Source organism: Acinetobacter sp. YH01021, from assembly GCF_013420255.1.
Lineage (GTDB): Bacteria > Pseudomonadota > Gammaproteobacteria > Pseudomonadales > Moraxellaceae > Acinetobacter.
In genome coordinates, this window is record NZ_VOYO01000013.1 from 17,044 (window position 1) to 33,195 (window position 16,152).

At 42.6% G+C, this 16,152-nt stretch carries 26 protein-coding genes and 1 tRNA gene; 25 read left to right on the plus strand and 2 right to left on the minus strand.

Annotation, left to right across the window (positions count from 1 at the left end; all coding sequences use genetic code 11):
* Nucleotides 1-29 precede the first annotated feature (29 nt).
* Together FTT86_RS10310 and FTT86_RS10315 are read right to left on the minus strand one after the other, a co-directional pair.
* Nucleotides 30-272 (minus strand): hypothetical protein, encoded by a 243-nt coding sequence (locus FTT86_RS10310; RefSeq protein ID WP_180181131.1) that lies wholly within the window; start codon nt 270-272, stop codon nt 30-32.
* Nucleotides 273-491: 219 nt separating this feature from the next.
* Entirely contained in the window at nt 492-1,172 is a 681-nt protein-coding gene (locus FTT86_RS10315) for a S24 family peptidase (protein WP_005103682.1), read from the minus strand.
* 131 nt (nt 1,173-1,303) lie between these two features.
* On the opposite strand from FTT86_RS10315, the gene FTT86_RS10320 reads away from it, so the two are divergent.
* The 25 genes from FTT86_RS10320 (at nt 1,304) to FTT86_RS10440 (ending at nt 16,150) form a co-directional block, all read left to right on the plus strand.
* On the plus strand, nt 1,304-1,501 hold the full coding sequence (locus tag FTT86_RS10320) for a hypothetical protein (protein ID WP_005103681.1): 198 nt from the start codon (nt 1,304-1,306) through the stop codon (nt 1,499-1,501).
* Between the two features lie 61 nt (nt 1,502-1,562).
* Complete coding sequence (locus FTT86_RS10325; protein WP_180181132.1) at nt 1,563-2,033, plus strand: phage regulatory CII family protein; 471 nt, start codon at nt 1,563-1,565, stop codon at nt 2,031-2,033.
* 52 nt (nt 2,034-2,085) lie between these two features.
* Nucleotides 2,086-2,856, plus strand: a complete 771-nt coding sequence (locus tag FTT86_RS10330) for a phage antirepressor KilAC domain-containing protein (protein WP_180181133.1) — start codon at nt 2,086-2,088, stop codon at nt 2,854-2,856.
* Complete coding sequence (locus tag FTT86_RS10335; protein WP_180181134.1) at nt 2,853-3,647, plus strand: replication protein; 795 nt, start codon at nt 2,853-2,855, stop codon at nt 3,645-3,647. Before FTT86_RS10330 ends, FTT86_RS10335 begins: the two co-directional genes overlap by 4 nt.
* The gene (locus tag FTT86_RS10340; protein WP_180181135.1) at nt 3,647-4,261 is read left to right on the plus strand and encodes a restriction endonuclease; all 615 of its coding nucleotides are present in this window, start codon (nt 3,647-3,649) and stop codon (nt 4,259-4,261) included. Before FTT86_RS10335 ends, FTT86_RS10340 begins: the two co-directional genes overlap by 1 nt.
* A gap of 399 nt (nt 4,262-4,660) precedes the next feature.
* On the plus strand, nt 4,661-4,993 hold the full coding sequence (locus tag FTT86_RS10345) for a hypothetical protein (RefSeq protein ID WP_180181119.1): 333 nt from the start codon (nt 4,661-4,663) through the stop codon (nt 4,991-4,993).
* The gene (locus tag FTT86_RS10350) at nt 4,990-5,364 is read left to right on the plus strand and encodes a hypothetical protein (RefSeq protein ID WP_180181136.1); all 375 of its coding nucleotides are present in this window, start codon (nt 4,990-4,992) and stop codon (nt 5,362-5,364) included. The genes FTT86_RS10345 and FTT86_RS10350 overlap by 4 nt, the downstream gene beginning before the upstream one ends.
* Nucleotides 5,357-5,791 carry a hypothetical protein gene (locus FTT86_RS10355; RefSeq protein WP_180181137.1) on the plus strand — a complete coding sequence of 145 codons (435 nt, stop codon included), beginning with the start codon at nt 5,357-5,359 and terminating at the stop codon, nt 5,789-5,791. Before FTT86_RS10350 ends, FTT86_RS10355 begins: the two co-directional genes overlap by 8 nt.
* A gap of 13 nt (nt 5,792-5,804) precedes the next feature.
* The gene (locus tag FTT86_RS10360; RefSeq protein WP_180181138.1) at nt 5,805-6,203 is read left to right on the plus strand and encodes an antiterminator Q family protein; all 399 of its coding nucleotides are present in this window, start codon (nt 5,805-5,807) and stop codon (nt 6,201-6,203) included.
* 53 nt (nt 6,204-6,256) lie between these two features.
* Nucleotides 6,257-6,997, plus strand: coding sequence for a hypothetical protein (locus tag FTT86_RS10365; RefSeq protein WP_257229646.1), 741 nt, complete (start codon nt 6,257-6,259; stop codon nt 6,995-6,997).
* A 347-nt stretch (nt 6,998-7,344) separates the two neighbouring features.
* Nucleotides 7,345-7,419, plus strand: a tRNA-Trp gene (locus FTT86_RS10370).
* A gap of 247 nt (nt 7,420-7,666) precedes the next feature.
* The gene (locus FTT86_RS10375) at nt 7,667-8,056 is read left to right on the plus strand and encodes a hypothetical protein (protein WP_062034556.1); all 390 of its coding nucleotides are present in this window, start codon (nt 7,667-7,669) and stop codon (nt 8,054-8,056) included.
* 80 nt (nt 8,057-8,136) lie between these two features.
* Nucleotides 8,137-8,310, plus strand: coding sequence for a hypothetical protein (locus FTT86_RS10380; RefSeq protein WP_180181139.1), 174 nt, complete (start codon nt 8,137-8,139; stop codon nt 8,308-8,310).
* 4 nt (nt 8,311-8,314) lie between these two features.
* Nucleotides 8,315-8,533: a hypothetical protein gene (locus tag FTT86_RS10385; protein ID WP_180181140.1), complete on the plus strand. Its 219-nt coding sequence runs from the start codon at nt 8,315-8,317 to the stop codon at nt 8,531-8,533.
* Between the two features lie 29 nt (nt 8,534-8,562).
* Nucleotides 8,563-8,784, plus strand: coding sequence for a hypothetical protein (locus tag FTT86_RS10390; RefSeq protein WP_180181141.1), 222 nt, complete (start codon nt 8,563-8,565; stop codon nt 8,782-8,784).
* A 5-nt stretch (nt 8,785-8,789) separates the two neighbouring features.
* Nucleotides 8,790-9,029, plus strand: a complete 240-nt coding sequence (locus FTT86_RS10395) for a hypothetical protein (protein ID WP_180181142.1) — start codon at nt 8,790-8,792, stop codon at nt 9,027-9,029.
* Nucleotides 9,030-9,035: 6 nt separating this feature from the next.
* On the plus strand, nt 9,036-9,482 hold the full coding sequence (locus FTT86_RS10400) for a hypothetical protein (protein ID WP_180181143.1): 447 nt from the start codon (nt 9,036-9,038) through the stop codon (nt 9,480-9,482).
* 3 nt (nt 9,483-9,485) lie between these two features.
* Nucleotides 9,486-9,845 carry an HNH endonuclease gene (locus tag FTT86_RS10405; protein ID WP_180181144.1) on the plus strand — a complete coding sequence of 120 codons (360 nt, stop codon included), beginning with the start codon at nt 9,486-9,488 and terminating at the stop codon, nt 9,843-9,845.
* Nucleotides 9,838-10,086: a hypothetical protein gene (locus FTT86_RS10410; protein ID WP_180181145.1), complete on the plus strand. Its 249-nt coding sequence runs from the start codon at nt 9,838-9,840 to the stop codon at nt 10,084-10,086. Before FTT86_RS10405 ends, FTT86_RS10410 begins: the two co-directional genes overlap by 8 nt.
* Nucleotides 10,087-10,198: 112 nt before the next feature.
* Nucleotides 10,199-10,690: a phage terminase small subunit P27 family gene (locus FTT86_RS10415; protein WP_180181146.1), complete on the plus strand. Its 492-nt coding sequence runs from the start codon at nt 10,199-10,201 to the stop codon at nt 10,688-10,690.
* Between the two features lie 10 nt (nt 10,691-10,700).
* Complete coding sequence (locus tag FTT86_RS10420) at nt 10,701-12,416, plus strand: terminase large subunit (RefSeq protein ID WP_180181147.1); 1,716 nt, start codon at nt 10,701-10,703, stop codon at nt 12,414-12,416.
* On the plus strand, nt 12,416-13,681 hold the full coding sequence (locus FTT86_RS10425) for a phage portal protein (protein ID WP_180181148.1): 1,266 nt from the start codon (nt 12,416-12,418) through the stop codon (nt 13,679-13,681). Before FTT86_RS10420 ends, FTT86_RS10425 begins: the two co-directional genes overlap by 1 nt.
* A complete protein-coding gene (locus FTT86_RS10430; RefSeq protein WP_178905354.1) occupies nt 13,650-14,495 on the plus strand; it encodes a head maturation protease, ClpP-related in 846 nt (281 codons plus the stop codon). The genes FTT86_RS10425 and FTT86_RS10430 overlap by 32 nt, the downstream gene beginning before the upstream one ends.
* Before the next feature lie 64 nt (nt 14,496-14,559).
* Nucleotides 14,560-15,768, plus strand: coding sequence for a phage major capsid protein (locus FTT86_RS10435; protein WP_180181149.1), 1,209 nt, complete (start codon nt 14,560-14,562; stop codon nt 15,766-15,768).
* A 49-nt stretch (nt 15,769-15,817) separates the two neighbouring features.
* Nucleotides 15,818-16,150, plus strand: a complete 333-nt coding sequence (locus FTT86_RS10440; protein ID WP_180181150.1) for a hypothetical protein — start codon at nt 15,818-15,820, stop codon at nt 16,148-16,150.
* Nucleotides 16,151-16,152 lie beyond the last annotated feature (2 nt).

The window sequence follows — 16,152 nt, forward strand, 5'->3', positions numbered from 1 at the left end:
CAAAAATTACTTGTGTAAGCCGTTTTGAATTAGTTGTTTGTTCCAACAGAAGTGGCAATTGCTTCAACCTGGCGATTAGACGTTTTGTCTGCCTGATCGATAAACATTGCCGAAAGACCTAAAAGGATTGAGAAAACTAAAGACCAAGCTGCAACATTTGAAGCGACTTCTTTCGCTACAGATTTAGGCTTTGGGTGTTGATATAAGCAATCGGAAGTCATGCTCGATTGGCCGAACTCCGGCAGGTTGCTTTGGATTGGGTTTTTATTCATAATTTCTTTACTCACTGAGAGAGAGTGGGTCAGGCCTCAGGTTGTTCGTTGCAACGCTGGGGCTTTTTGTTTCCTGTGAATTAATAGTAAACATGACGTGTACTATCGTCAAGTAATTTTGTTAACTTTATGTGGACTATTTTTGTTTACTATTTTTGTGAACTTTTATAGAGGCAATAAAAAACCGCCTCAGTGGGCGGTCATATAATTTTTAAGTGGTTACGGCAGAGGGTTTTGTACGTTGAATGCGTAAGCTACTACACAAAATTCCTGCTCCATAATATCTTCGATAGTCAGTACCTCTTCTGGATACTCTTCAGAATTGGCGCTAACAATTCGCACCCCACCTTTAGGCATGCGATATAAATATTTGAATTTGAATAATCCACCATGATTTATGGCGTAAATCTTTCCATCAATAATCTGTGTTCTACCGGTATCTACATACACAGTCGCGCCGTTATTAATTACTGGTGCCATAGAGTTACCGAATGCTGTTAGAGCATAAGCATTTCCTTCATAAACGCCGTATTTATTGAGTGTTGCTTTACTTAGGCGCAACTTCCTTGTTGCCTCACCAATAATTTCTGCAGCTGTACCAGAACCACAAGACACCAAGAATTCCTTATAAAACGGTATTTCAACCTCATCATCATCTAGCGGCGTTTGATGATCCCATCCTTGAACTTTTGTAACTTCAACATTTTGACCCTTCTCATCACCTTGCAAGATCCAGTTGACCGACACACCAAATTGAGCAGATGCCTTAATCGCGCCTGATTTAGATACTCCACGTCTCTTCCAGTTGCTAACAGTTTGTGGAGATTCATCAATTTTCTTAGCCAGCTCTTCTTGATTCAAGCCGCTTATTTTTAAAATTCTTTCTAATGAAGGATGCATGCTCGTGTTAACCCGGTGTGTAAAAGCCCTTTTATTATCTAAAAAAGTAAACAACTTGTGTTAAACAGAAAAATTGACAATACTTAACGCTGTGTTTACCATATACTTAACGTGATGTTGAGAATAAGAGTATGGCTATCTCAGTAAAAGCTGATAAGCAAACCATCGCGAATCTAGGCGGTCCTGCAAAGGTAGCTGATTCACTTGGTTATAGCATTCAGCGAGTTCAAAACTGGACGGTTCGCGGCATTCCGGCAAAGGTAAAGCTTGAATACCCTGAACTATTTTTAAAACCACAACCAACTCCCCCAAAAAATAATGCAGCTTAATACTGCTTAAACCAATTATTAAACATTTGATTTTCAATAAATACGTTTTTAGGAAGGCTAAATGAACATAACGGATGCAGCATACAGCACAGTGCATGACTACCCAGGTGGGGCAAATGCATTAGCCCCAAGGATGGGAATCAAAAGTCCATCTGTCTTAAACAGTAAGGTAAATCCAAACACAGATACCCATCATTTAACACTATCAGAAGCCTCAAAAATGATGGCAATGACTGGTGATTATCGAATTTTGCAAGCTTTGGCTGCTGAGCATGAAAAGGTTGCAATCGATCTTCCTGAAATTCCTGAATGCCGCGATATGTCTCTGACAGACAAAGTGTTGTGCATTGGTATGAAAGGTGGCGATGTGATGAGCCTATTCCGAGAAATTATGGCAGATGGCCGTATTACACAAGGTGAAGTGCAGGACATGTCAAAGGTGATCCACCAGATGCATGTTGCTTTGGCTGAGCTGGATAAACAAATTCAAGCTTGTATTGATAACCCAGAAGCAGAAACAGAAAAAGCCTGACGTGCGAGGTCAGGCTTTTCCGGTTGTTCACTAACGTCTGAGGAAAGTAAACATGAATATGTTAACACAAGGAAATTTTAACATAAACGAAGTGACAATGTCATCACCCGATATTGTTGGTTTTATTAACAATTTTCGCAAAGAAACTGCCACTGTCGAGAAGCCATACAAAGAACTTCGCCATGATGACTTTATGCGTAAAGTTTTAAGTGTTTTGGGTGAAGAGCACGCTCCGAAATTTATCGGAACGCAAAACTATGGCAACAATAACACACGCCATATCTATAACTTTCCAAAACGCGAAGCCTGCCTCATGTCCATGTCATATAGCTATGAATTACAAGCTCGAGTCTTTGATCGCATGACGGCGATGGAAGAAGCACTTAAGGCTAAAAATAGTTTCGATATTACAAACCCAACACATCTCCTTCAAGCAATCGAAGTGCAGGCAAAACTCAATATTGAGCTAAGTGAAAAGGTAGCGGTATTGGAGCCAAAAGCTAATGCGCTTGACCAGATTGCTGAAACATCAAGCTCTTTCTGTATTCGTGATGCTGCAAAGACTGTAGGCGTGCCAGAGAAAAAGTTTATTCAGTTTTTGATGAATCAGAACTGGATCTATCGTGCCAAAGATGGCAGCAACACCCTGTGCGCTTACAGCAAACGCCTTGCTCAAAAAGTCATGATCGAGAAAGTAACTCGCGTTATTGAAACGTCAAAAGGTCCACAAGTTTTCACTCAGGCTCGCATTACCTCAAAAGGTCTTACGCGCTTAGCAGCTATGGTTCGTGATGCCGGTTTGGTAGAAGGAGTGGCAGCATGAGCAGTTTTATTCCTAACAGCTTCCAGGTGCCGAATGCATTTGTTGATGAAGTGCTGTGCCAGATCGGTGACGTTGCTGCAAAGTTGTACCTGATTATCTGCCGTAAAACACGTGGCTGGTACAAAGAGGTTGATTCAATTTCCTTGAGTCAATTCCAAAAGATTTCTGGTAAAAGCCGACCAACAATTACCAAGGCACTTGCTGAGTTAATTCAGGTTGGTTTGGTTATTGAGTGCGAGTCTACTGTGCATGGAAATTCATTCAAATTGAATGATGATTGCGCCGTTGGTTGGATGCTAAAAGTGCCTAGTAAAAAATCTTTACTAGTAAAGAAATTTAACCACGCTAGTAAAAAATCTTTACTAGTGCTAGTAAAAAATCTTTACACACAAAAGACACTATCAAAAGACACTCTACAAAATAAAAAAATAAATAAAAAAAGTAAGAGTGAACCTGGGAAACCTAAGGCTGAAAAACCAAATGCATTCGATGCAAAAGCAATTGAGTTACCAGTGAACGTAAATCGTGATCTATGGATTCAATTTGTTGATATGCGCAACAGCATCAGAAAACCACTTACTGAAAACGCCGTAAATCTTTTGATTAAAAAATTGGTTGGCTTTGGTGATCAGGCAAACCAGTCTCTGGAAGCTTCAATCATTGGAAGTTATCAAAGTGTTTATCCGCCTAAACAACAAACATCAGTTCAAAACCAACAGCCAATGCAACGCCGTCGCTTTGGCAACCAAGTAGATTCAAATCAAATGCGCACAGTAGGAGAGTCAAACTAATGAGCAATATTCAATTATTCGAAAACGCTTTTGCTGTGAACTTTCCAGTTGAAGTAGCAGAACTGGTTTTAAACCGCATTGGTGACGTCTACGGCGCTGAGTTCACTAAAAAATACGCAGGTTATTCAGATGAAGAGCTTGTTCGGTTGGCATGCACTGTTTTGAGTGGCCTGACTCCGGCTGATATCACTCGCGGCATCTTGCGTATGAATTCTGAAGAGTGGTGTCCAAACCTTCCAAAATTCCGTAGCTGGTGTGAGCAGGGCGGTGACTGGTGGACTGTAGATATGGCTTGGGCCAAAGCATTGCAGTTTGAAAATGATAAAAAATTAGAAATTACGACACTTGCGAAGCGCAGTCTTGATGAAGTGCGCCATATTCTCAACGTAGAGGGGCAGAAAGCAGCGCATTACGCCTTTAATGCGATTTATCAGGACTACCTTGCCCGGGCGAAGGAAAAAGGCCGTGTGCAGGAAATGTGGAAGAAAGAGGGCAAGACTGAAAAGGCTAAGGCTCTAACTTATGATGAGCGTAATCGTAAAGGTGTGCCTTGTCCGCCTGAATTGGCTGCAAAAGTGAAAGGTGCTTTTAAGCGTCCAGGGAGAGCAGCATGAACTTAATCGAGAAATTAGGGTTAGAGAAGTGTAAGCAGATTGTGGATGGGGCGCCTGCAATAGCAAATTTCTACATACCAAGTAAGGCTGGCTACACGCGAATGGGGAGTGTTTTGCTTGATGGCGCAATAAGTCTTAATGACCTCCGCATCGCTCTAGCCGACCACGACCGCATTGATACGTGCACGGACATTAAGAACCATATCAGCCCGAATACAAAGGTGAGCGAGAGATGAGAGAACAATTCGAAGTTTTCTTCATGGCTCAGTCTTTCTACCTGCAACTGAAATATATCCATGGGGATCGCTTATTTGATTTTGATCAGGGAATTGGGTACCGCAATTTAACCGTACAAATTGCATATGTGTGCTGGTGCAAAGGGGATAAGGAGTTTGTGCTGTGAGTGAGTATGAAAATTGGTTTAGTGTCAGATTTCCAAATATACAGGCAACGATTGACCAATCAAATGATCAAGAATCCAAGTTATTAAAATTGGCCTGTAAAGAAGTTTGGCAACACCAGCAAGCTGAAATCGACGACCTTCGCTCCCAGCTCAACAACATGGAGCGGTGTTATATCGAGAAGAAGAAACAGGTTGAAGCATGTTCAGCTTTGGTTGGTCAGTGGCGAGAAAAGAGAATGGGTGGCTGCTCAGACTATGCAAGAGGTGGGCTGCATTCACGTCAGGATTGTACAGATGATTTAGAAAAAGCCCTGCGAGGAGAGTTATGAAAGCAATAAAAATACCGTGTGAACATGACTTGCTAAGCAAGAACCACAATGTTTGGGCAAATGCTGTAATGAGATGCAAAGGCGGAAATCCTTACTGTGGTGCTGATGGTTATTGTCATGCTGATGGAGAGTGCTTTGCAGATCAGGAACTCACAAGAGAGCAGGCTATTTTAGAAGTAGATCGTTTGGCTCAAGAACTTCACCAGGCTAAGCAGGAAAATGACAATTTAAGAACTTCTTCTGCGAGCTTAATCAAGCAGCTTGAATTTGCATTAGAGCAGAACAAGAAGTCTGGAAAATCTGAACGAGTTTTTGCGATTCGATATTGCATTGGTGAGATCAAGAAAACTTTGCGAGGTGCTAATGACTAAAATCCTCATCGGTATCGATACAGGGGTAAATACCGGTTACGCCGTGGCAATGGACCATGGCACCGGTGGAGAATTGCACCAGGTGGAATGCTTAAGTATCACCAAGGCAATGCAAGCGGTTCAGGAAATAAAAGCGATTCATGGAAAAGATAATTTAAAGCTGTATATCGAAGATGCACGTAAACGCAATTGGTTTACTGGTGGTAAAGAAAAAGCTCAAGGCGTTGGGTCAGTAAAGCGTGATGCGCAGATCTGGGAGGACTGGTGTAAGGAGCAGGAGTTCAATTACATCATGATCCACCCAAAAGCAAATGCTACTAAAACCAAAGCGGATCTATTTGAAAAGATCACTGGTTGGACTGGCCGCACGAATGAGCATGCACGTGATGCAGCAATGTTGGTTTTTAAAAGATTTTGGAAGGTTTAAGGGAAGAATATAAATGAGCGTAATTGTAGAAGTAAAACCAACGGTTCGAATGATGCAGAATGAATTGGCGCAGTGGGGTAAGTGGGCGCGTCATGCTTCATACAATCCAAGTGAATTGACTTATACCTCACCTACATATGGTTTGATGCGTTTGAAAGAGGGGCAGAAGTCGTCAGGTATTCAGGTGATGCTGGATGATGATGCTTTGGTTGCTATTGATCACCTGGTGACACAGTTGCGCTTTTCACGGCCAGATTTGTACCAGTGGATTGAGTTCCATTATTTGAAAGGGTATCCGATCGCCGTATTGGCAAGCAAAACCAAGGTGGATCGCCGTAATATTGATAAATTTCTCTTGGCAGCTGAGACTTGGTTGGATAGTAGGCTTGAGGTAATTTGCGAGAATGTGTGAGATATTAGCGCTTTACATCAAGGAGTTTTGTGTGGGCTATGGAACTATTCTATATGTGGGAGCCTCAGCGAGAATCTTTTATTGATTCACATAATTTTTATATTGAGCAAGCTAAAAAACGTTTGATTTCACAATTTGATGATTTGAATAAAGAAGCGGATGAATACGCAGAAAAATGGCTTGATGAGGCAGGCAAGTATTTTGATCCAGAACGACATGATCCAGGTGAGTTCTATGAAGCAGCATATGAAAAAAGTATAGAGCATGGAATGCTGCTTAGTGAAATGAGAGATCAAACAATACTTAGTGTTATTGCTGGAATGTATCATCAGTGGGACAAAAAATTAAGAGAGTGGATGGTTCAAGAGGCGCGACATTGGGGAGGGAATAATGTGTTTTATAAAATATGGAAAGTTGATATTTCTAAGATATTTGATTTATTTGAAAGCATGGGTTGGAGCGTTAGAAGTGAGGAGTTTTTCTATAAACTTGATGCTTGTAGATTAATTGTGAATATCTACAAGCATGGCAATGGTGATTCCGTTCACCAGTTAAAAAAGAAATATCCAGAATATTTTTATGATTATGTAAGTCAAGATTTCTACAGAAGTGGATGGTTTGATCATAATGCAATTAATTTAAAGGATGAATACCTCAAGGAATTTTCAGATTCAATTTTAGATTTCTGGAGAAGGGTTCCAGAGCGTATTGTTGATTCAGGCAAGTTGGTTGCACCGAATTGGCTTAATGAGGCTCTAAGTGCAGATAACCAAGGCAAAAAAGTTAAAAGGTGAGTTGCATTGCGCGCAGCAAACTACTATATTTGTGTTATTGTCGCTGTAGTTACATTGATACGACAACATAGAACTTAAAAGCTCGCCATATGGTGGGCTTTTTTATTGCCTGTAAAAAGGCAACCCATTCCTGCTGGAGTGCTGACCAGTGGAACATGCCTTTGAGTAAACTTCCTTCGGGAATCTAGACTAGGGAGTAGCGTCCCGACCTAAAGAGGATTGAAAGCAAGTAAAGCAGACCGTGCATGTTAGGTGTGTGTGATTGTGAGTAGCGGTAGATTAGTTGCCGAGCTGGTCAATATCGTAATCTAAGGCAGGGTGTGGCAGATCGCCACATCCTTATTTAAGCGCCATTAGCTCAACTGGTAGAGCATCGGTCTCCAAAATCGGTGGTGTGGGTTCGAGTCCTGCATGGCGTGCCAGATTCTAAAAACGAGAAGCAAAATAGTTTGTCTCTCGAAAACAATTAAAAAGGAGAATCAAATGCTCCAATTCTTATTATGTTTATTCGGCCTACATGGTTCGACTGAGATCGATTACACGGTTGATGATGAAGAAATCAAAGTGTGTCGGGATTGTTTGAAAGAAGTTGAATGATACAAAATCAAAAATATAAGCCTGCTCATTAATTTGATCGGGCTTTTTTAATGCCCGGAGAAAATTAAAGCAATGAAAATGAAATTATTAGCAGTCGGTTTGATGTGCGCAACAGCACTCGTTGGTTGTTCGCGTGATGCTCAAGTTGCTTCACGCAACCTATCTCATGCAGCAGACAACTTTCAATTAGATCGACGAATCGTTTTTTATAACGGTGTTACTGGTGATTATGTTCTAACAATTGAAGGCAAGTGTGCCTTTGAAGCTGTTAGTGAGCGAAAGGTTGATGTGACCTGCAAGACCAGCGATACGGAATTTAAAAAGCATTCACTAGGCATTTCTGACAATGTGACTTACTTTTCCGAGCAGCTAAATAGTAAAGGTGTCAGTACCTACCAGTACAAAGTTGATTTCAGACCAAGCGTTATCATTCCTGATGTTGATTTGAAGTTACCTAAATAATTCGCCGGACGTATTACGGCAAAAAAAGCCCCTCGCATTCTAGATGTTGAGGGGTTTTTCTTTTCTTATTGGTGGTGCGTATGGATGTCAAAGAAGCCCAAAAGAATCTAAATGAATTACATGATGAACTGGTGAAGTACCAGAACCTAAGTCGGGCATTCATGAATAGCAAACAGATGATCGCTATTGATGAAGTAATGGCAAACATCCGTACTCGCATGAAGAATATTCAAATCAATTTAAGTCGGAGATAGCGCCGTGGGTACAAGCGATCAAGAAAGGCTTGATGGATTTAAGCGAGATCTGTACCAGGACATAGCTAATCGTAAGCGACTGTTTGAAGCTGAGACTGGTCTAGCAATCAAAGATGTTGAGTTGGTATTTGTGAATGTCTCCACTGTAGATCAAGTCAATCAATACCTGCTTAACGAAATTAATGTGACCTTAGGTGATTCAGATGACGTGCAACTCATGTGAGCAGCGCCGTAAATGGATGAAAGAACAATATGAGCGATCAAAAGAAAGAATGCGGTTGTGCATCGAACGCCTTACTGGTCGAGATGCTTCAAGCAATGAACAACCAAAGCCATGCAACGACAGCTCAAAACAATCTATTGGCAGAACAGAATAAAGTCATGGCTCGTATCATGGATCAAAACAATGAGCTGATAGCGATGATGCAGACCGAAGATGATGAAGATAAACCTAAGTCACCTTATTTGGATTGATGGATATGGAAGCAATTATTAAAGAGCTGAGCCCGGATAGTGTTGCTGTTGTGATTTTCTTTAATCACAGCATGTTTGGCAATCCACATGTTCGCGAATCAATTCAACAGCAAATGTCAATCATGAGTAAGCGTATTGGAAAGACCTTTATTGCTTTGCCATGTGGAGCCAATATTCAAGAGCTGGATGATCAACAGTTAATGGAATTGGGTTTGATTCGTGCTGATTTTGGTACGGAGGAGTGATTAGGTATGACATCAATTATAGGCAGAGCTGAAGCTGATAAACGTCAGTCAGGGTTAAAAGATATGGTCAATAAAGATGAAATACTAAAAGTGGTTGCCATTGAAGTTCCAAAAGGTGGTATATGCCAAGGCACTAAGGTCAAGTTAAGTAATGGCCAATACCTTACTGGCATTCAATCTATTGCCCTTCGAGGCGATACTGAGTCGCCGTTTTGGTCATTAAGTCTTGAAGTGATGCCTGATTTTGTAGATCAGCAAATACTTGAAGCTGTATTAGCCAATGTCAAAGTAGTTAAGCGTGACCGAGCATCAGAACGAAAAGAAGCTATTCGAAAACAGGTTGTATTGCTTCAGGCTGAGTACGCCCATCTAGGTAAATACGATGAAGGCAAACAAGTTGAAGGGAAGGCCGTCCCACCAGAAATTGAAACTCCACCTATCAAACTGGAATAGATCATGAGCAGACCATGTCGTGAGTTCCGGTGTCCAAACCTAACCAAGTCACCAAGACAACAAGGTTATTGCGATGAGCATGCACATAAGCGTAGCAACTGGACAGCACGTCAAGATCGATCAGGATCAACTACGGCGCGTGGCTATGGTCATGCATGGCGAGTACTGCGTGAAAGCATATTGAAGCGTGATAACTATCTCTGTGTGAAATGCGCCGTTGCTGGGCGTGTGGCTGAGGCTACAGACGTCGATCACATCAAGGCTAAGGCTCATGGCGGTACAGATGACTCGGATAATCTACAGTCATTGTGTGCGCAGTGTCATAGAGAGAAAACAGCTAATGAAGGAAAGCGAGATGCGTAAAAGAATTACTCATATTGGTGCTATTGCATCACGTTCAGCTCATCGACTTTATGACACAAATCTAAAGCCATTTGCTGACGCTATTAAACAGCAAGAAGGCAAAGAAGTGTTTGCCTCAACAGTTATGTTGCGTGCTTCTGCTGATCTGTTTCACTTACTTGGTAATGGGTATGAAGAGCAATTGGATATGCTAGTTGGCATCATGAAAGAGCAAGCAAAGAATGCAAGAAATGAAGGCTAAAAAACTTCGGAATGGGGAGGGGTGGATCGAGAGTTCAGGGCCTTTGCTTAAATGACCGCCCCCCTCCGTTCATTTTTACGTGCGCGAAATTAAAAATTCAGGGTGTTGACAAATGGGTGGAGTTTCTTCTGTTCCTGGGCGTGGCCGAAAGCCAAAACCGCAGGAAGCAAAACGGGCAGCTGGCAACCCGGGCAGACGTCCTCTCAATACCAATGTACCTGAATTTGCTGATGTCGTTGATATTGATGTGCCGGAATATCTTTCGACAATGGAGTACGCGGACATGATGTGGCGTTCGGTTATTCCAGAGCTGTTAAAAAACAAAGTCCTTAAAATTACAGATATGCACAACGTGGAAATGTTCTGCATGGCTTATCACAACTTGCGCGTAGCCCAAAAAGAAGTAGTCGAGAATGGACCCACACTGGAAACAGCGCAAGGCAGTACGATTAAAAATCCAGCCTTGACTGCAGTGAATGAGGCATCAAAACAGATGGCTTCTTTTGGGGCAATGCTGGGTCTGGATCCATCTTCCCGAGGACGGTTAGGTGGTGGGGGTAATAAACCTAAAACAAATAAATTTGCGCAGGTGCTAAATATGTAGCGAGGCCGAAATGACAGCTTTCCCAAACGTTGGCATTGCAAATAAATGGGCAAAGCAGGTTGTTTCAGGAAAAATACCTGCATGTAAGTGGGTAAAACTTGCTTGTAAACGCCACTTAGATGACCTGATTAAGTCAAAAAATAAAGATTTTCCTTATAAATTTGAGCCAAAACTAGCAGAAAAGAAGATCGCTTTTATTGAATTGCTGCCTCATACAAAGGGTGAGTGGGCAATGAAGCGCCTGAGTATCACGCTTGAGCCCTGGCAAAAGTTTGGTATTGGCTGCACATTTGGTTGGGTTCGTAAAAAAGATGGATATCGCCGCTTCCGTGAAAGCTATTGGGAAGTGCCGCGTAAAAACGGTAAGTCTGCAATTGCCGCCGGTGTTGCTCTCAACATGTTTGCCAATGATGGTGAATTTGGTTCAGAGGTTTATGCCGGTGCTACAACTGAAAAGCAAGCATGGGAAGTTTTTAAACCTGCACGTTTAATGGCGGTGCGTTCACCAGACTTCATTGAAGCAGCTGGTGTACTGATTAATGCCGGTAGCTTGGAGATTCCAGATGAAGGTTCTATTTTTGAGCCTATCATTGGTGATCCACCTGATGGCCAGTCACCACATTGTGCAGTGGTGGATGAATTCCATGAGCATCCAACCTCTGCGCTGTATGACACCATGCAGACCGGTATGGGTGCACGTCGACAACCTATGATCTTCACGATCACAACAGCGGGCTTCAATATTGAAGGTCCTTGTTATGATTTACGTGCACGTGTTCAAGAGATGCTCCTGGATACTGTGCCAGATGATGAGCTGTTTGGCTGGATATGGACCATTGATGAGGGAGATGACTGGACGGATCCGACAGTATTGGCCAAAGCAAACCCCAATTATGGGGTTTCTGTTTATTCGGACTACCTAGAATCTCAGCAACGCCGGGCAATTCAGAACGCATCAAAGCAAGGTGCTTTTAAAACTAAGCACTTAAACGTTTGGGTATCTGCAAAATCTGCATTTTTCAACATGGAAAAATGGAAAGCTTGTGGTAATCCAGACCTGAACATTGATGACTTTGAAGCAACACCTTGCATGATGTGTGTGGATTTATCATCCAAGATTGATATTGCGGCACGTATCAACCTGTTCTATCGAATAGAAGATGATGGTCGACTGCATTACTACTGTATAGATCCGCAGTTCTATCTACCTGAAGACACGGTTTATAGCGGTGATGAAAAGCAGGTAGTTGAGCGGTATCAGAAATGGTTCAACAAAGGCCTGCTGAATGTCTGTGATGGCTATGAGAATGACCTGAATCAAATTGCAAAGGAATTAATCGAAGATGCTCAGCGAGTGTCTTTGACTGAGGTTCCTTACGATGAGTGGGGTGGATTCCAGATTGCAAAAACTGTGGATGATGCCGGATATACCTCAATCAAGATGCCTAAAACCACAAAGACATTCTCACCAGCAATGAAGGAGCTAGAAGCTGCTATTGCTGCAGGTCGTTTTCATCATGATGGAAATCCAATTCTTAGCTGGATGATCGGCAACGTTATTTCTAAAACAGGAAAAAATGAAACCGAGTTCCCGGATAAGGAAAAGAAGTTTAAGAAAATCGATGGTGCTGTAGCGTTATTAATGGGCATCAGTCGGGCAATGGTGCTTGCAGGGGAACCTACAGGTGATGAATTTTATGATGATCCAATTATGGTAGGTGTTTAATGAGTACAAAGAAGCCGGGTCGGTTTGCTCAAGCAGCTTTGCGCTTCCTTGGGCTTGATGGGCATCTGAGTCTGGAGCCTGAATTATTAAGGGCATTATTGGCCACATCGAGTGGCAAGCATGTAACTGTAGATTCGGCGCTTCAATTGAGCGCCGTTTTTTCATGTGTGAGTTTGATTTCAGAAACTGTATCAACGCTGCCTCTTAAGATTTACCAGCGAAAAGCTGACGGTAGTCGGGATGTTGCAGTTAAGCATCCGCTCTACAATATTTTGTGCCGGTCACCAAACTATGAAATGACACCCAGCCGGTTCATGCTGATGATTGTGGCCAGTATCTGCCTATGGGGAAACTCATACATTGAAATTATCCGCAGTGCATCAGGCCGGATTATTTCATTGAATCCATTGCTACCCCAAAACATGGTAGTGACCAGAAACAAGATCAATGGAATGCTGAAATACACTTATACCGAAAGCGGTGTTAAGCGTGAAATCACTGAAAAAAACATGATGCATGTTCGTGGTTTTGGTATCGATGGGGTGATGGGCTTGTTTAAGGTCCAGAAGGCGCGTGAAACTATTGGGGCTGCACAGGCTGCTGAAGAAGCTGCGGCCAAGTTCTTTGAAAATGGGTTGCAAACATCGGGTCTTTTATCTGCTCAAGGTAAATTAACGCCGGATCAGCGTGAATCACTTAGAGATAACATGAATAAATTCATGGGATCCAAGAATGCCGGAAAAATGATGGTGCTTGAAAACGGTATGGAATACCACGGCATCACCATGAATCCTGAAGCAGCTCAGATGTTAGAAACTCGGACATTTGAGATTGAGGAAATTTGCCGCTGGTTCCGGGTACCGCCATTCATGGTTGGGCATTTAGATAAACAAAGTTCATGGGCTTCAAGTACAGAAGGCATGAACATGCAATTCCTAACCAATACCTTACGCCCTCTACTGGTCAATATTGAACAGGAAATTGCACGGTGCCTGATTGGTGCGGCAGAGTTTGAAACTTACTATGTTGAATTTAGTGTGGAAGGTTTACTTCGAGCAGATTCAAAAGGCCGTGCTGAGTACTATGCATCTGCACTTGATCATGGTTGGTATAACCGTAATGAAGTCAGACGCAAAGAAAATGAAGCACCTATTCCTGGTGGGGATATTTATACAATTCAATCGGCATTAATTCCGCTTGATAAAGTCGGGACCAATTACAAAGGTGATAATAATGAGCAAACGAAACCTGCTGCCAGTCGCTAATTTTAATGCAAAAGAAAAAGGTGGTGTTTCGCCGTTAGCTTTTGATCGTTGGAATCCTGCAATTAAAGCATCAGATGAAAATGACAATACGATTGGTATTTATGATCCGATTGGTTATGACTACTGGGATGATTCTGGTGTAACTGCTAAGCGGATCAGCGCGGCATTGCGTTCACTCGATGGGGCTGATGTTGTGGTCAATATCAACTCTCCAGGTGGTGATGTATTTGAAGGTCTGGCTATTTACAACCTGCTTCGCGAATACAAAGGCCATGTGACTGTACGTGTTTTAGGGGTAGCAGCTTCAGCAGCATCATTTATTGCCATGGCAGCTGATGAGATTCAGATTGCCCGTGCTGGTTTCTTTATGATTCACAATGCCTGGACCGGACTTTGGGGGAATCGCAACGACTTACGTGAAACAGCGGATTTCCTTGAGCAGATCGATGACACGATTGCTGATATTTATCACGTGCGATCCGGACTAAGCATGGATGAGCTTAAAGCCGATATGGATAAAGAGCGCTGGATCAATGGTCGTGATGCTATTGATAGTGGCTTTGCTGATGCTTTCCTGCCATCCGATGTGGTTGTTGAAGATACAAAGAACTTCACTAAAGAAAAAGTCGCTGCCCATAAAGCAGATATCTTGCTTGCTAAAGCAGGAATGTCTCGAAGCTCACGACGGGAACTTATTCAAGATTTAAAGGGTACGCCTGGCGCTACCAACCAAGCTACGCCAAGCGCTAGCAATGATGTACTCGAAAGTGTTCTTCAAAGTATGCGTAACGCTACTGAGAAATTTAGCACTTAAAACCTGATAGCAATTTTATGACCGCCTCTATGGCGGTTTTCTTATTTTTGAGAGATGAAAAATCATGACTGATCAAACTAAAGACCAAACAGCTCAGGCCCTTAAAGACGTAAACACTGGCTTAAAGAATCTGACTGAAAAAGTTCAACCCATGGCTGAAAATGCTTTGAATGAAGCAAAAAAAGCTGGTGAATTGTCTACTGAAACTAAAGCGGCAGTGGATCAAGCACTTACAGACCTAAATAATCTGCGCCAAGCCCAGAATGACCTACAGGTGAAGTTGGGCGAAGCTGAGCAATTATTTGCACGTGGTGGCATTGGTAATCCAGGTACACAAGTGGATGCTCGTGCTGGTGACTTGGCTGTTAAAGATGATCGCATTATTGCGATGGTCGGTAACGTTGTACAAGGCAAACGAATCAGCGTGCCGGTACCACGTGCTGCATTGACTTCATTTGCAGTAAACCCGGTAGATGGTTCAACTCAAATCATCACTGCACCAAATCAGCGTTTATCTATTCGTAATCTATTGGCACCAGGCCAAACAGCCAGTAATGCGATTGCTTACCTACGTGAAACCGGCTTTACCAATAACGCTGCGCCAGTTGCTGAAAACACAACCAAGCCATATTCAGATTTAAAATTTGAAGAAGTGCTGGAAGGGGTTAAAACGATTGCCCACTTGCTTAAAGCATCGAAACAAATTCTTGATGATCTGCCACAACTGCAGAGCTTCATCAATGGTCGTTTACTAAATGGCCTAAAGCGTGTTGAAGATGCGCAACTGTTATTTGGCTCAGGTGTTGGTACCAATTTGCATGGGATTTATACGCAAGCAGAAACTTATTCGGCTCCAATTACAATTGCGTCACCGACTCGCGTAGATACTATGCGTTTGGCAATGCTACAAGCTGCTTTGGCAGATGTATTTGCAACTGGTCATGTGCTGCATATGAATGATTGGACAGCAATTGAATTGCTGAAAGATACCACAGGGGCGTATTTATTTACCAATCCATTCTCGCCAAGCGCTCCAAGCCTTTGGGGTCTACCGGTAGCAGAAACTAATCATGCAGCAATGACTGGAAAATTCCTTACTGGTAGTTTCGCTGAAGGGGCTCAGATTTTTGATCGTGAAGATGCAAACGTGGTGATTTCAACTGAAAACGATGATGACTTCGACAAGAACATGATCTCGATTCGTTGTGAAGAGCGTCTGGCATTGGCTGTGTATCGCCCAGAAGCATTCGTAAAAGGCGAATTTCCAGCTTAATTAAAATCCCGAAGGGGCCAGTCGGCCCTTTCACCTTGGAGTTTAGAACATGAAAATTAAATTCTTAGATGCTGCAATGCTTGGAAATAAGGTTTACGTCAAAGGTGATGAGGCTGAGATTCCAGATATTACGGCCGGTGAACTCATCAAGAAAAAATTAGCGATGGATCCTGAACAGGCGGCAGTTGATAAAGCCAAAGCTGATGCGGAAAAGAAAGCCAAAGCTACAGCCGATAAAGAGGCTAAGGCCAAAGCGGATGCAGAAGCTAAGGCAAAAGCCGAGGCTGAGGCGAGATCTGAAGAGGAAAAGTTAAAGGCAGAAGAAGAGGCGAAAGCCAAAGCTGCTGCAGAAGAAAAAGCCAAAGAAACTAAAACAAAGTAAGG